12 protein-coding genes are annotated in these 12974 nt (G+C 40.8%); 5 read left to right on the top strand and 7 right to left on the bottom strand.

Features of this window, described 5'->3' with window-relative positions; all coding sequences use genetic code 11:
* Window positions 1-131: 131 nt before the first annotated feature.
* The 3 genes from B2906_RS11955 (at window position 132) to B2906_RS11965 (ending at window position 6359) form a co-directional block, all read left to right on the top strand.
* A complete protein-coding gene (locus B2906_RS11955) occupies window positions 132-3131 on the top strand; it encodes a SusC/RagA family TonB-linked outer membrane protein (protein WP_286939810.1) in 3000 nt (999 codons plus the stop codon).
* 13 nt (window positions 3132-3144) lie between these two features.
* Window positions 3145-4632 carry a RagB/SusD family nutrient uptake outer membrane protein gene (locus tag B2906_RS11960; protein ID WP_286939811.1) on the top strand — a complete coding sequence of 496 codons (1488 nt, stop codon included), beginning with the start codon at window positions 3145-3147 and terminating at the stop codon, window positions 4630-4632.
* Between the two features lie 152 nt (window positions 4633-4784).
* Window positions 4785-6359, top strand: coding sequence for a glucoamylase family protein (locus tag B2906_RS11965; RefSeq protein WP_286939813.1), 1575 nt, complete (start codon window positions 4785-4787; stop codon window positions 6357-6359).
* A 155-nt stretch (window positions 6360-6514) separates the two neighbouring features.
* On the opposite strand, the gene B2906_RS11970 is transcribed toward B2906_RS11965, so the two are convergent.
* Together B2906_RS11970 and B2906_RS11975 are read right to left on the bottom strand one after the other, a co-directional pair.
* Window positions 6515-7084 carry a hypothetical protein gene (locus B2906_RS11970; protein ID WP_286939815.1) on the bottom strand — a complete coding sequence of 190 codons (570 nt, stop codon included), beginning with the start codon at window positions 7082-7084 and terminating at the stop codon, window positions 6515-6517.
* The gene (locus B2906_RS11975; RefSeq protein ID WP_219957686.1) at window positions 7071-7571 is read right to left on the bottom strand and encodes an RNA polymerase sigma factor; all 501 of its coding nucleotides are present in this window, start codon (window positions 7569-7571) and stop codon (window positions 7071-7073) included. The genes B2906_RS11970 and B2906_RS11975 overlap by 14 nt, the downstream gene beginning before the upstream one ends.
* Before the next feature lie 141 nt (window positions 7572-7712).
* Here B2906_RS11975 and B2906_RS11980 point away from each other — a divergent pair, with 141 nt between their 5' ends.
* Entirely contained in the window at window positions 7713-8315 is a 603-nt protein-coding gene (locus B2906_RS11980; RefSeq protein ID WP_219957685.1) for a DUF7010 family protein, read from the top strand.
* A 321-nt stretch (window positions 8316-8636) separates the two neighbouring features.
* Here the strand turns inward: B2906_RS11980 and B2906_RS11985 are convergent, their stop codons facing one another.
* Window positions 8637-8840 carry a hypothetical protein gene (locus B2906_RS11985; RefSeq protein ID WP_219957684.1) on the bottom strand — a complete coding sequence of 68 codons (204 nt, stop codon included), beginning with the start codon at window positions 8838-8840 and terminating at the stop codon, window positions 8637-8639.
* A gap of 38 nt (window positions 8841-8878) precedes the next feature.
* On the opposite strand from B2906_RS11985, the gene B2906_RS11990 reads away from it, so the two are divergent.
* The gene (locus tag B2906_RS11990; RefSeq protein WP_219957683.1) at window positions 8879-9658 is read left to right on the top strand and encodes a hypothetical protein; all 780 of its coding nucleotides are present in this window, start codon (window positions 8879-8881) and stop codon (window positions 9656-9658) included.
* Window positions 9659-9714: 56 nt separating this feature from the next.
* On the opposite strand, the gene B2906_RS11995 is transcribed toward B2906_RS11990, so the two are convergent.
* The 4 genes from B2906_RS11995 to B2906_RS12010 all read right to left on the bottom strand — a co-directional run bounded on the left by B2906_RS11995 (window position 9715) and on the right by B2906_RS12010 (window position 12973).
* On the bottom strand, window positions 9715-10113 hold the full coding sequence (locus B2906_RS11995; RefSeq protein WP_219957682.1) for a PIN domain-containing protein: 399 nt from the start codon (window positions 10111-10113) through the stop codon (window positions 9715-9717).
* Window positions 10113-10319, bottom strand: coding sequence for a type II toxin-antitoxin system VapB family antitoxin (locus tag B2906_RS12000; protein WP_144602159.1), 207 nt, complete (start codon window positions 10317-10319; stop codon window positions 10113-10115). Before B2906_RS12000 ends, B2906_RS11995 begins: the two co-directional genes overlap by 1 nt.
* Window positions 10320-10795: 476 nt before the next feature.
* A complete protein-coding gene (locus B2906_RS12005; RefSeq protein WP_286939817.1) occupies window positions 10796-12601 on the bottom strand; it encodes a serine hydrolase in 1806 nt (601 codons plus the stop codon).
* A gap of 9 nt (window positions 12602-12610) precedes the next feature.
* Complete coding sequence (locus B2906_RS12010) at window positions 12611-12973, bottom strand: glyoxalase/bleomycin resistance/extradiol dioxygenase family protein (protein ID WP_144602161.1); 363 nt, start codon at window positions 12971-12973, stop codon at window positions 12611-12613.
* Window position 12974 lies beyond the last annotated feature (1 nt).

A 12974-nucleotide genomic window follows, 5' to 3' on the forward strand; every position in this document is an offset into this window, starting at 1 on the left:
TTATTCAATCGATTTCGAGGGTCAAACCTAATTTTTTTCTTCAAATATTACCTCTCAGTAATTGGGTGTATATAGTTTCATATTGAAGAGCCGGACATTCCGGATTTTTAAAAACTAAACCCATAACCTTTATGAAAAAATTACTACAAAAAGGGAGTAATGGAAAACTGATCCTCTGGGTCTGCCTCCTTCTCTTTTTAAAAAGCAGTCATGTCCTTTATGCTCAACAAAATGAAATCAGGGGCACAGTAGTGGATTCGACAGGCGAACCACTTCCAGGAGTCAATGTGGTGATCAAAGGTTCTACCACAGGCACAGTAACAGATTTGGATGGAAGATATAATTTGAATGTCGCGCCAAACTCTGTTCTTATCTTTTCATTTGTAGGATTTACTACCCAGGAAATACCTGTAAATGGGAGAAATCAAATCAATGTTACTTTAGGCGATGACACATCTGATCTTAGCGAGTTTGTCGTTGTGGGTTACGGCCTGCAGCGAAAAAGTGATTTGACAGGTTCCATCTCTTCAATAAAATCAGAGGAAATTTCAAGACTTCCAGTTTCAGATGTAACACAATCTCTTCAGGGTCGAGTATCGGGAGTTCAGATAACTTCTAATTCAGGAGCTCCAGGTGCGGGAACTACAGTGAGGATTCGAGGTGTAGGAACACTTAATAACGCTAATCCACTTTTCGTGGTGGATGGAATGCTATTAGATGATATAGATTTCTTAAATCCCAATGATGTTGAATCAATGGAAGTTTTAAAAGACGCATCAGCAACGGCAATCTATGGTTCCAGAGGAGCTAACGGCGTTATAATTGTGACGACCAAACAAGGTAGCTTTAATGCTAAGACCAAAATAAGTGTAGATGCCTATACAGGTGTACAGCAAGTGGAAAGAAAAATTGACTTAGTCAATGCGAGACAATTTGCCGAATTAGCCAATGAATTAGAGCAAAACGTCGGAAACCAACCACTGTACAATGTAAATGATTATGGAATAGGTACAGACTGGCAAGATCAAATCTTCCGTAACGCACCTATTAACAATGTCACTGTAGGAGCTTCTGGAGGAAATGCCAATACGAGTTATAACTTAAGTATCAATTATTTCGATCAAAAGGGAATCATCAAGGAATCTGAGTTTGAAAGATTAACCGTAAGGTTGAATAATCAATATAAGTTTAACGATGCAGTCACTTTTGGTCATAATTTCTCCTTCATCTATTTCAATCAGCAAAATGAACCAGGTGTTATTGGAAATGCCTACAGAGCGTATCCAATTTTTTCACCAAGAAATCCGGATGGAACATATACAAATACAGCACCGGTAGGAAACCCTGTGGCTCAATTTGAATATAATTCCAATAATAGAAACCATAGTTATCGGGGAGTGGGCAACTTCTTTATGGATGTAAAATTTCTCAAAAATTTCTCCTTTAGAAGTAATCTAGGGCTAGACTTAGAATTCCAAGATGGAAAAAGTTTTACTCCCGTATTCTTTGTATCTCCAACTCAGCAAAATTTTGAAAATTCAGTTTCTGCTTTTAATTCAAGAAACAGAAACATCCTTTGGGAAAATACTATCAACTTTAATAAAGAGTGGGATGATCATCGTTTAAATTTATTGGGTGGTATAACTACTCAAAGTTTTTACACTGAAACTCTTTCGGGAAGTAGAAGAAATATCCCTGGCGATGATCCTTCACTTTGGTATTTGAGTGCTGGAGACTTGACCACTCAGACCAATTCCAATACCGCAGGGGATTGGGCAATGCTCTCTTATCTTTTCCGGGCAAACTACACTTATAAAGATAAGTTCTTAGTTACGGGTACTTTTAGAAGAGATGGATCTTCACGTTTTGGAAGAGAAAACCGCTATGGAAATTTTCCTTCTTTGGCTTTAGGATACAGACTTATTCAAGAAGGCTTTTTGCAAAATCAGAACCTCCTTTCCAATCTAAAGATCAGAGGTAGCTGGGGTATTATTGGAAATGACAAAATTGCTTTTTATGAGGGAAGACCAGTAGTGACAGGCAATCAAAATGCTGTTTTTGGAGCTGATGAAAGCTTGATTTTCGGAGCAACCTTATTAAGATTGGCCAATCCATTCATTCAATGGGAGGAGACAGTTACCTCTAATTTAGGATTAGAATTTGGGTTTTTAGACGATAGATTAACAGGTGAAATCGATTACTACTACCGAAGAACCAATGACATTTTAGTTGGAGTTCCGATTCCCGCTTATGTGGGCGCAAGCAACAATCCAGTAATAAATGCAGCATCTGTAGAAAATAAAGGACTGGATATAACTTTAAATTGGAGGGATCGCAAAGGAGAATTCGGATATAATTTCGGAATTGTTGCCTCCACAGTAAACAACAAAGTATTGGATATTGGAGAGGGTAACGAAGCCATTTTCGCAGGTGCTGTAGGAATCAGCGGACTACTCGGTAGCCGTACGGTGGTAGGTGAATCAATTGGTCACTATTATGGGTACAAGACTATTGGTGTTTTTCAAAATCAGGAGCAAATCAACAACACCCCTAGAAGAGGCCCAGAAAGACCTGGAGATCTGATTTTTCAAGATACCAATGGAGACGGAGTTGTTAACAATAATGACCGGGTCATTTTAGGTAGCCCAATCCCAGATTTGATATTTGGATTCAATCTCGGATTTGATTATAAGGGATTTGACTTTAGAGCAGATTTCAATGGGACTTTAGGAAATGAGATTTATAACTCCAAAAAACAGGTTCGATTCAATACTTACAATTTTGAAACTTCTTTCTTAGATCGTTGGACTGGTGAGGGCACGAGTGACTCAGAACCTCGAGTAACAAACGGAGGCCATAATTATGAAGTGTCAGATCGATTTATCGAAGATGGTTCTTTTATGCGACTTAGAAATCTTCAAATTGGATATACCTTCTCCCAAGGAATGTTGGAAAAAGCCAAACTTCAAAATTTGAGGCTATATATATCCGGAACTAACTTATTCACCATCACAAACTACTCTGGATACACCCCTGAAATAGGTGGAGGAAATGTCCTGGGTACTGGTTTTGACAATGGGATTTATCCGATAGCCAGAACAGTAAACGTAGGAATTACTGCCAACTTCTAAATCATGACCCAAAATGAAAAATAGCATAAACAAAAAAATACTTTCTTGGACATTAATCGCCGGTCTGAGTCTAGGCTTAGGCGCTTGTTCAGATGATTTTCTAGATAGAGCCCCAAAAGGGGAACTTACTTCCGATAATTTCTTTCAGGATGCCAACCATGCGGAACAAGCAGTCAATGCCATTTATTCACATTTAAGAAATTTCAATGTTCATGTATTTTCTTACATTGGATTGACGGATATAGCCTCCGACGATGCCGATAAAGGATCTGTCCCAGGAGATGCTGGATTCCTTCAGGATATTAACGATTTTACCTTTGATGCCAATAATACAGCAGTGAATGGGACTTGGAGGGGGTATTATCAAGGTGTTTTTCGAGCCAACCAGGTATTAGCAAATATCCCGAGAATTGCTATGAATGAACAGCTTAAAACCCAATACTTAGCTGAAGCTAGATTTCTTAGAGCCTATTTTTATTTCTTTTTAGTCCGAGCCTATGGTGATCTTCCTTTGATAGATCGTCCCCTGAATCCTGCTGAGTACCGTCAAGCAAGAGTACCAAAGGAAAGAATATATGAATTTATAGAAGAAGATCTTCAGTTTGCTGCAGACAATCTACCTGAAAAATCTGAATACAGTGCCTCAGACTTGGGCAGAGCGACATCAGGAGCTGCCAAAGCATTTCTTGCAAAAGTCCATTTATTCCAAAATGATTTTCAGGCGGCATTTCAAGTTGCGCAAGAGGTAATTTCCAGTGGTGAATATGCCCTTTATCCCGACTATGAAGCAATCTTCCGAAAAGAAGGTGAGCACAGTTCAGAATCCATTTTTGAAGTTACCACAGTTGCACTAGAACAAGGAGGAGGAGGATCTCAATTCAACGAGGTGCAGGGAATACGGGGAAACCCAAATAACGGTTGGGGATTCAACAGCCCATCTGCCAATTTAGTTGCTGCTTTTGAGCAGGGAGATCCCAGATTGAGAGCCACGGTCATTAGTAACGGTGATACACTCCCCAGTGGGGAAGTTGTTCGGGCTGACCCCAATATGGGCCCTAATGCAAGATTTAGCAGAAAAGCATGGTTACCAGAGCGTCCTCCTATTGGATTTGGAAATTCAGGAGCAAATATTCGTTTATTTAGATATTCCGACCTCTTGTTGATTGCTGCTGAAGCTGCCAATGAAATCGGAAATCAATCTCAGGCCTTGAATTATCTAAATCAGGTAAGAGCCCGGGCTAGACAAGGAAACTCAAGTATTCTGCCAGACGTCACAACTACCAATCAGACTGAATTACGGCAGGCAATATGGAGAGAAAGAAGAGTGGAGTTGGCTATGGAGCAACACCGATATTTTGATATAGTGAGGCAAGGAAGAGCCCAACAAATTTATCAAAATTTAGGTATAACATGGGTTCCAGGCAAACACGAAGTATTTCCAATCCCACAGGCTGAAATTGATATCAGTGGTGGAACTTTACTGCAAAACCCGGGATATTAACAAGAGGGATACCTATCCAAATCCGGACAATGGAAAATGATTCTTGTCCGGATTTTTTCTTTCCTTCTGCATGAATGGAGTGGTTATTCCGAAAAAATCATTCAGAAGTTAGATTATTCCTCGAATAATTAATCTAAAACCAAATGCTAAAAATGAACAGAAAAATTCAACTTAAAATATTCTTTGCTTTCTTTATAATTCTTGTTTCTTGCAATGAAAAAGAAACGCAAGCATCTTTAGAAATAGATGCTTATGAGCAGCATGTGGAACTTCGGTGGTCCCCATCGGAAGAAATAGATTCTTACTCCATCTGGGTCTCTTTAGATGGCGCCAATTTCACTCAAAGAGGGGAGACTAAAGATACTTTATTTTTGGATTTTGTGTCAGATCTTGGCAGTGAACTTCAACTTCAATATGAAGTGAAGGCCTCCAATGAAGGTGATTTCACAACTATTGCTTCTGGTTCTGCCCAGACGCGAAAAATGACCGATGAAGAACTCTTGGACATGGTGGAATATTACACATTTAGATACTTTTGGCATGGAGCAGAATCCAATTCAGGCATGGCACCTGAAAGAATCCACCTCGACGGCGAATACCCCCAAAATGATGCTCATATCGTGACAACAGGAGGAACAGGCTTTGGACTATTCGGTATTATCGCTGGAATTGAGAGAGGCTGGGTATCCCGAAAAGAAGGTTTAACTCGAATGGAAAAGATTGTAGGCTTTTTGGAATCTGCAGACCGATACCACGGAATTTGGGGCCATTGGATCGATGGTCAAACCGGTAAAACAAAAGCATTTAGCAAAAAAGATGACGGAGCCGATTTGGTAGAGTCTGCATTTCTTATGCAAGGACTATTGGCGGTAAGAGAATATTACAAAAACGGAAACTCAGAAGAAAAAGCTTTATCAGACCGGATCCATACTCTTTGGCAAGAAATGGAATGGGATTGGTTTACCCAAGGGGGTAAAAATGTACTTTACTGGCATTGGTCTCCAAATTTTGAATGGGATATGAACTTTGCTTTGGAAGGATACAATGAATGCTTGATAACTTATGTCTTGGCCGCATCCTCTCCTACTCACACCATTGACCCTGAGGTATATCATCAAGGCTGGGCAAGAGGAGGGGATATCAAAACTACAGCGAATGCTTATGGATACGAGTTGCAACTCAGCCATAATGGATCCCAAGAATACGGAGGGCCCCTATTTTGGGCGCATTACTCTTATTTGGGCTTAAACCCGATGGGGTTACAAGACCGCTATGCAGACTACGAAAAGGAAAATCGTAATCACACCCTCATAAATAGGGCTTGGTGTCTTGATAACCCAGGAAACTTTAAAGGTTATGGAGAGGACTTATGGGGATTGACAGCTTCCTATTCTGTAAATTTTTACAATGCCCACAAACCAGGAAATGATACAGGAGTTATTTCTCCAACGGCTGCTATTTCTTCTATTCCCTATACTCCCAATGAATCCATAGCCGTCATCAAAAACCTCTATTACAACTACGGAGATAAAACTTTTGGAAAATATGGTTTCTATGATGCTATGAGCCCACATCACGAATATTTCCCAAATCGTTATTTAGCAATTGACCAAGGTCCCATGATAGCCATGATTGAAAACCACAGAACCGGTTTAGGATGGAAATTATTCATGAATGCTCCAGAAGTAATAGAAGGATTAAAAAAGTTAGATTTTACCCACCCATAAAATTTCAATTTTACTAAATGCTCCAAGTGATTTTTCTCTTGGAGCTTTTTAAGCATTTTAAAATCCAGGAAAGATTGTGGAATTTAGTATGCTTAGCTTTGAGACATAAGAAATGCTTTGGCAATTATTTCTAGATCAATTAACTATGTTTCTTTCTACCACAACCTTCCCAATTGATTCAAAGTTTCCCGCTCTTTTTGATAGCTTTTTCGGATCACCCAAATAAATCCGAGCCAAAACCCGATCCCGGTGATCAGGCAATAAACAAAGAAAGCGAAAGAGAGATGGGGTTGAATAGCAATCAAAAAGAAGCTAAGCCCAATTCCATAGGTCAGATAAATGATGGGCGTCCATACAAATTGAATTCTTTTGCGGTTTTCATAGTATCGGCGGACTTTTTCCACAAAAACAGCCGTAGCCTGATGAGGTTGGAGCTGACGGAGCTGAAAGCGACTCCACAACTCCAAGAATACCCGAATCCCGAGGGAGCCAAGCATCAGCGAAAGTCCCATGATCAATTTCCAATCTCCAAATTGACCAATTTCATAAAAGAAGAAAGCTAAGACAAGCAATGTGGTCGATAAGATTCCTATAGTCCAATATTGGTCTTTTTTCAGCTTTTTGAGAGCTGACTTGGCCAAACTCAGTATTTGGTCTGCCTGTAGTGTGGGAGACTTTTTAACTTGTGAATTATAAATCGACTGAAGGGGATCAAGTGTTTCCATGGCTGATACAGGGATAAAGTTGTTTTTTGATTCGATGAATTTTGACGCGAAGATTTTCCGAACTCAGGCCCAAGGTTTCTTCAATGGTGGCGTAAGGGATGCCCTCCAACACCATCAATATAAGTAGTCGATTTTGAGGGCTGAGCTGATCAATGCAGGCATACATGCGTTGAATCTGTTGCTCCTTTTCAGGATCGTATTCCGACTGAGGTTGAATCGCTAATTCCATTGCTTTTTGGGCTTCTTTCTTTTCTTTTTTCAAATGAAGCAAGCAGGTATTCACGGCAATTCGATAAATCCAGGTTTGCCAATTCGCTTCCTCTCGGAATTGCTTTCTGTGAATCCAAGCTTTTACGAAGGTTTCTTGTAAGGCGTCCTCAGCCAAGGCACTGTCTTGTCTGAAATAGCCCAAGCAGAGCCGGAAGACCGCATCCTTGTGTTCCTCAAATCGGGTTTTGAATAGTTTTTCTTCTTTGCTGCTGCTCAAGGCTTTTTTCGATGGCTAATTATTAGAGTATGCTTCTTGGGTATTGTTACAAAATCCGAAAATTTTTTCTCCAATAGAAAAAATCTAGAAATCTGTAACAATCTGAAGGGGGCACACTCTAAGCCTTAAAAATCACAAAAAATGAAAACGACTACGAAAACCATGAACGCACACCAATTAGATTTGCTCGACGAGTGGAGAACCGAACTAAGTATACGCTGTAAAAATGGAATCAATTTTATTTTTGGAGCGGCATTAATCTGGGCAGGAATTGCAGTGATCTGGAATCTTGAGTTGAGCTTGTACAATCAAAGTATTCTCACTTTTTCTATTTCTGGACTAATGCTCCCACTGGCATGGGGCTTCGGGAAAATCATGAAAACGGCTTGGAATGTGGAAGGAAATCCCCTGAATAAGGTTGGGATGATTTTCAACCTGGCTCAACTCTTTTATTTCCCTTTTCTATTTATCCTTTTGGGAAATAAGCCTGAATACTTTGCCTTGGGTTATGCCATCATCACCGGAGCACATTTCTTTCCCTATGCCTGGTATTATAAGACCAATTGGTTTGGTTTTTTTGCCGGGCTGATTCCATTTGGATCGTGGATCCTTTCCATTTACTTCCCAGAAATGATCGGACTGATCCCTGCTTTTGTTTCGGGCTGTTTGGGGATTTTGGGGCTGGGATTGGTGAGGGATTATCGATTAAAAATCGGGCAAGGTAATCAGGCAGCAATCCTCTGAGGTTTCAAAAATCAGCTGTTCAGGATTTGCAATCCTGAACCAGGATCCTAGGATTTTCAATCCGGATACATCTTTTAGTCTCTGTTTTAAAGAGAATTGGGATTTAGTGAATAAAAATCTTCTGATCGAGCTTCGAGATTACAAATCTCGAAGAGCTGAGAGCAAATTATAAATATGCTTTATCCAAGAAAAATAGGTATTAAAAAATGATTAAACTTTTGATTTTTTAGTTGATTTAAGAGAATATTTTTTTAACTTTTAGTCTTTAACTTCTAATTTTTCCGACCTATGGATCATCAGGAACAAATAATAATAATGGTCTTAAAGTGATAACTGGTCTACGATGAAAAAGTCAATAGTTTTATTTGCTCTAGGTGTTTGCTGTCTCTCCTGTAACCAAAACAAATACCCTATCGGTATTTTTCCAGAGGAAGCGACCAATTTGTCAGTAATCAATTCCCCATTTGATGATGTTAACTCAGACATACCTGCAATCACATTTGGATTTAAAATTGTTTTTTTCATCCAATCGAATTAATTCCCAACCCAATCACTTTAATTTGGTGGAATCTAATCTTGGATTTTATTGGGATAAATCAGAGGGATTCTTAAGAGTAGATCAAGGAAATACTCTTTTTGATACTTGGTTGAGAGATTGGGTGAGAAAAACGGAAACGAATTTCAATGAAAAAGGTCCTTACACCTTCATTGATTCGGAAGCTGGAGAAATTTTGCTTTTTAGCCGGGACAATTCCGAGGGCGTTTATTCCATTCTTTCCGAACCCCGAGAAGCTAACTCACAGGAGATCGATGGTGCTGAGGCATCTTTGAGACTAATGGAAAATGGATCGAGTGAAATGTACCCCTCCTTTTATGGAGGCGATTATTTGAAAGGTGCTGGAGTAGAAAGCCAAGGCCGACCTGAAAAAATGCTATTCAGCTCGGATCGGGATGGGGTATTTGATATTTATGAGGTGGATCTTCCGGCAAGCGGGTCCGTGCTGGAATTCCTTCAAAGTGCCGAAGAAAAGGAAATCCAAAAAATCGGGATCAATACCACGTCTAATGACCACATGCCATTTGTCTATGGGGATATGCTGGTATTTTCCTCAGACCGTCCGGGAGGATATGGAGGCTACGATTTGTATTACTCGTTTCGCAGCGGAGATGGCTGGACCGAGCCGGAAAACTTTGGCCCCAAAGTCAATTCCGAATTCGATGAATACCGACCTGTGGTATCGGACGCTTGGGAATTTGAAAATCAATTGATGATTTTCTCCTCCAACCGTCCCGGTGGATTGGGTGGATTTGATTTGTATTTTGTTGGTATCCCGAAGTTTTAAATTGCAAAAATTAAAGTCAATGTTTGAAACCTTCGAGGTCAAAAAGACCTCAAAGGTTAGCTTCCTGGATGAGCAAAGACATGAGCTGAATAATATTCCTCCAAAAAACGATTGATCTTTTTATCCAAAGACCAAAGTTGCAGTCCGTTTTCCAGACACGCTAAAATAATGACAGTGTCAATAAGGCCTATTCCCTGATTCAACAGTTTGTATTTTTGGGAAAAAAGGCCTGCGTGGTATCCAAGATTTGAATCTTTGATTTTTGGTGTGTTTTGATAAAAAATGTCCAGTATTTCCATTTCTCTTTTCCCTCTTGCTCCCTGGACCAATTCCCCAAAAATGATATTCAAGGTCCAAACTGATCGTTGGTCTAAAAGACTCTGGCAGCTTGAGAAATAAGATGGATTGGCTTTGAAATACTCAATCCAAATGGAAGTGTCAAAGATTACGCCCATTAAGAATTGTTTTTATTCCTAAGTTCCTCTGCCGTCCAATAAAAGTCTAGGGGTTCAGCCACAATTTCCTGAGCAGCGGATCTAATTTTTTGAGTAGCAATATATTCCTCCAAAGCTATTCGGAGCGTTTCGCTGATGTTTTTCGCCTTAGAAAGCTCCATGGCTTCGGCAATCAACTCATCAGATATCAAGGCAGTTACTTTCATTGTAATCAGATTTTGCCCTAATATACGATGATTGATCGTATAATTGTTTCAATATATAAAACCTTCGAGGTCTCAGCTGTTCAGGATTTGTAATCCTGAACCACGATCATAGGATTTTTAATCCGGGTACACCTATTAGTTTGTGTTTTAAAAAAGAATTTGGATTTAGAGATTAAAAATCTCCAGATAGAGCTTCGAGATTGCAAATCTCGAAGAGCTGGTCGTATAAATGTTTCAGAACAAAACCTTGGAGGTCTCAGCTGTTCAGGATTTCAGCTGTTCAGGATTTGTAATCCTGAACTTCGATCATAGGATTTTCAATCCGAATAAACCTTTTAGTTTCTGTTTTAAATAGAATTTGGATTTAGAGATTAAAAATCTCCGGATAGAGCTTCGAGATTGCAAATCTCGAAGAGCTGGTATGACACCTCAAAGGTTCTTGCGTTTTTTCAGCTTTCTGATTTCAGCTTTATGACTTACTCAACTTTCTTCCTTTCCCCCCGAAAGGTCCCATTAGGCTGAATAAAACTTACCGCGATGATCTCCCCATCTTTTTCCTCAAACTTCACCTTAAAACCTTCCAGGACCTTCAGGTTAAATTCATGCTCGCCGATATTGACCAGTTCGTACTCAGGCTGACCGGGCACAAAGGCATAGAGCTTTTCCTCCTTGATGTAAACCTTCACCTCCTGCACGCCCATCAGGAGGTAGGCTCCTTCGTACTTTTTCAAGTCATCCACCGAAAGCTCATTTGCCTTTGGTGTCCGCTTGAATTCGATCGGATCGAGGGTTGGTTCAAAAGCAGCTTTTAATCCGGAAATATCTCCGGTCATATTACTGACAAACTGAAAAGGAAAGGCATTGTCCTTATTGGGTTCTCCCTGATAAATCAGATACATATTGAAGGTGTCGTAATCTTTGTGTTCCAAGAATCCACCCAACAGCCCCGTCTGCACAAAGAGCGTATCATTTTTCAGGTCAATCTCCATCTTGCCGTAGCCGGGATGTTCGTAAGTGCCGGTATAGTCCATCAGTATGTGGGAAGGTTTGGTCAGGCTGGCTTTGGCCGTAGAGTCGGCAGCCGCTTTGGCTTTGGCTTGTGCTTCTTTGGCTTCCTCGAGTCGCTTGACAGTCTCGCCCAACCAATCTGCAGGCTCCAGATTCAGCATGCGATCGGCAATCATATTCCGGACGACATTGGGAAGGGGAGAGCCATTTTGATTGGTCAGAATCATGATTCCCAGACTGTCTATAGGGAAGAAGGAGGCGGAAGCTGAAAATCCGTCGATATTTCCCCCATGCTCCACCCGGTAGTGACCTCGGTAAGAGGCCAAAAACCAGCCATAGCCATAGTTGGAAAACTGTACATCGGGATGCTCTTTGGAAGGGGTGCCAGCAGACACCACCATCTGGGCACTCATCGCTTCCTTGACGTAGTCTTCGGGGATGATTTGTTCGCCCTTGAATTTCCCACCGTTGATCCAGGTGATGAGCCAGTTGGACATTTCGGACACGCTGGAGTTGATCGCTCCTGCAGGACCCATAGCTGCGATATTGTAGTAATCCATCCGCTTGGTTTTTCCATCCAAGTCCACCGAGTAGCCAAAGGATTTGTCTGCCTCCTTTTCCATCTCCGGAATGCGGAAATTGCTTCGGGTCATGCCCAGTTTATCAAAAAAGAGTTCCTTGACATTCTGCTCCCAGCTTTTGCCCGTGAGTCGGGCACCGATTTCTCCTTGGAGGAAAAACATCCAGTTATTGTAATACCACTGTTGCCGCAATCCGGTGAAAGGCTCCTGGAATTCGATGCGCTTGATCAGTTCGGATTTAGACTCGGAAGGAAACATAAACCAGGAAAAGTCATGCCTAGGCAACCCGGTCCGATGGGCCATCAAATCCTTGACGATGATTTGTTCATTCATCCAGGGTTCTGCGAACCGGAGTTCTGGAATGTATTTGCTGGGCCTCTCGTCAAAGTCGATTTTTTCATCCTTTCTCAAAACACCCAAAACTGCCGATGTAAAGGCCTTGGAAGAGGAACCGATGGCAAAAAGGGTGTTTTCAGTTACCGGAACCTGATTTTCTACATCCTTGTAGCCAAATCCTTTGGCATAGACGATTTTATCCTTTTGAACAATAGCTACAGCAAAACCTGGCGTATTCAGCGCAATGCGGGCTTTTTCGAGTTCGGTTTCGAGTTGTTTAAAATTAAAATTTTTACTCTGTCCGTAACCGAAGGAAATCGATAGTAGGATCAGAATCGGAGTTAATAATTTTTTCATAAGTGGGTATTAAAGGTCTTCTACAAAAAAGATAGCATTTTGATTCAGGTCATACAGGCCAAATTCATGGGTTCCCCAAGGAGTATTCAAGCGAAGCTTATCTGGAGGGATCACTCCTTTGGTGACTAAAGCTTCGAAATAGGTTTGGATGTTTTTTACAAAAATCCGGACGACTGATCCCCCCAACAAGGGGTCCTCAGGAGTATCAGCATGCCATTGAAGATGAAGCCAAATCTCATTTAGCCTAATTCCTGCATACATCCCATCTCCAAACTCCCTACTGAATCCCAAGTTATTGCTATACCATTCCACATCTCTTTCGATATTCTGGGAGGGAAGGACAGGGACTGCTTGGAGAAACTCAGTGGTCACG

Source organism: Algoriphagus sp. UBA3586 (assembly GCF_002376385.1).
Lineage (GTDB): Bacteria > Bacteroidota > Bacteroidia > Cytophagales > Cyclobacteriaceae > Algoriphagus > Algoriphagus ornithinivorans.

Bases quoted from the DNA above. Each gene is read 5' to 3' on its own strand.
- B2906_RS11955 (WP_286939810.1), top strand. From the start codon at position 132: ATGAAAAAATTACTACAAAAAGGGAGTAATGGAAAACTGATCCTCTGG.
- B2906_RS11960 (WP_286939811.1), top strand. From the start codon at position 3,145: ATGAAAAATAGCATAAACAAAAAAATACTTTCTTGGACATTAATCGCC.
- B2906_RS11965 (WP_286939813.1), top strand. From the start codon at position 4,785: ATGAACAGAAAAATTCAACTTAAAATATTCTTTGCTTTCTTTATAATT.
- B2906_RS11970 (WP_286939815.1), bottom strand. From the start codon at position 7,084: ATGGAAACACTTGATCCCCTTCAGTCGATTTATAATTCACAAGTTAAA.
- B2906_RS11980 (WP_219957685.1), top strand. From the start codon at position 7,713: ATGAAAACGACTACGAAAACCATGAACGCACACCAATTAGATTTGCTC.
- B2906_RS11985 (WP_219957684.1), bottom strand. From the start codon at position 8,840: ATGAAAAAAACAATTTTAAATCCAAATGTGATTGCAGGTATGTCTGAG.
- B2906_RS11995 (WP_219957682.1), bottom strand. From the start codon at position 10,113: ATGGGCGTAATCTTTGACACTTCCATTTGGATTGAGTATTTCAAAGCC.
- B2906_RS12000 (WP_144602159.1), bottom strand. From the start codon at position 10,319: ATGAAAGTAACTGCCTTGATATCTGATGAGTTGATTGCCGAAGCCATG.
- B2906_RS12005 (WP_286939817.1), bottom strand. From the start codon at position 12,601: ATGAAAAAATTATTAACTCCGATTCTGATCCTACTATCGATTTCCTTC.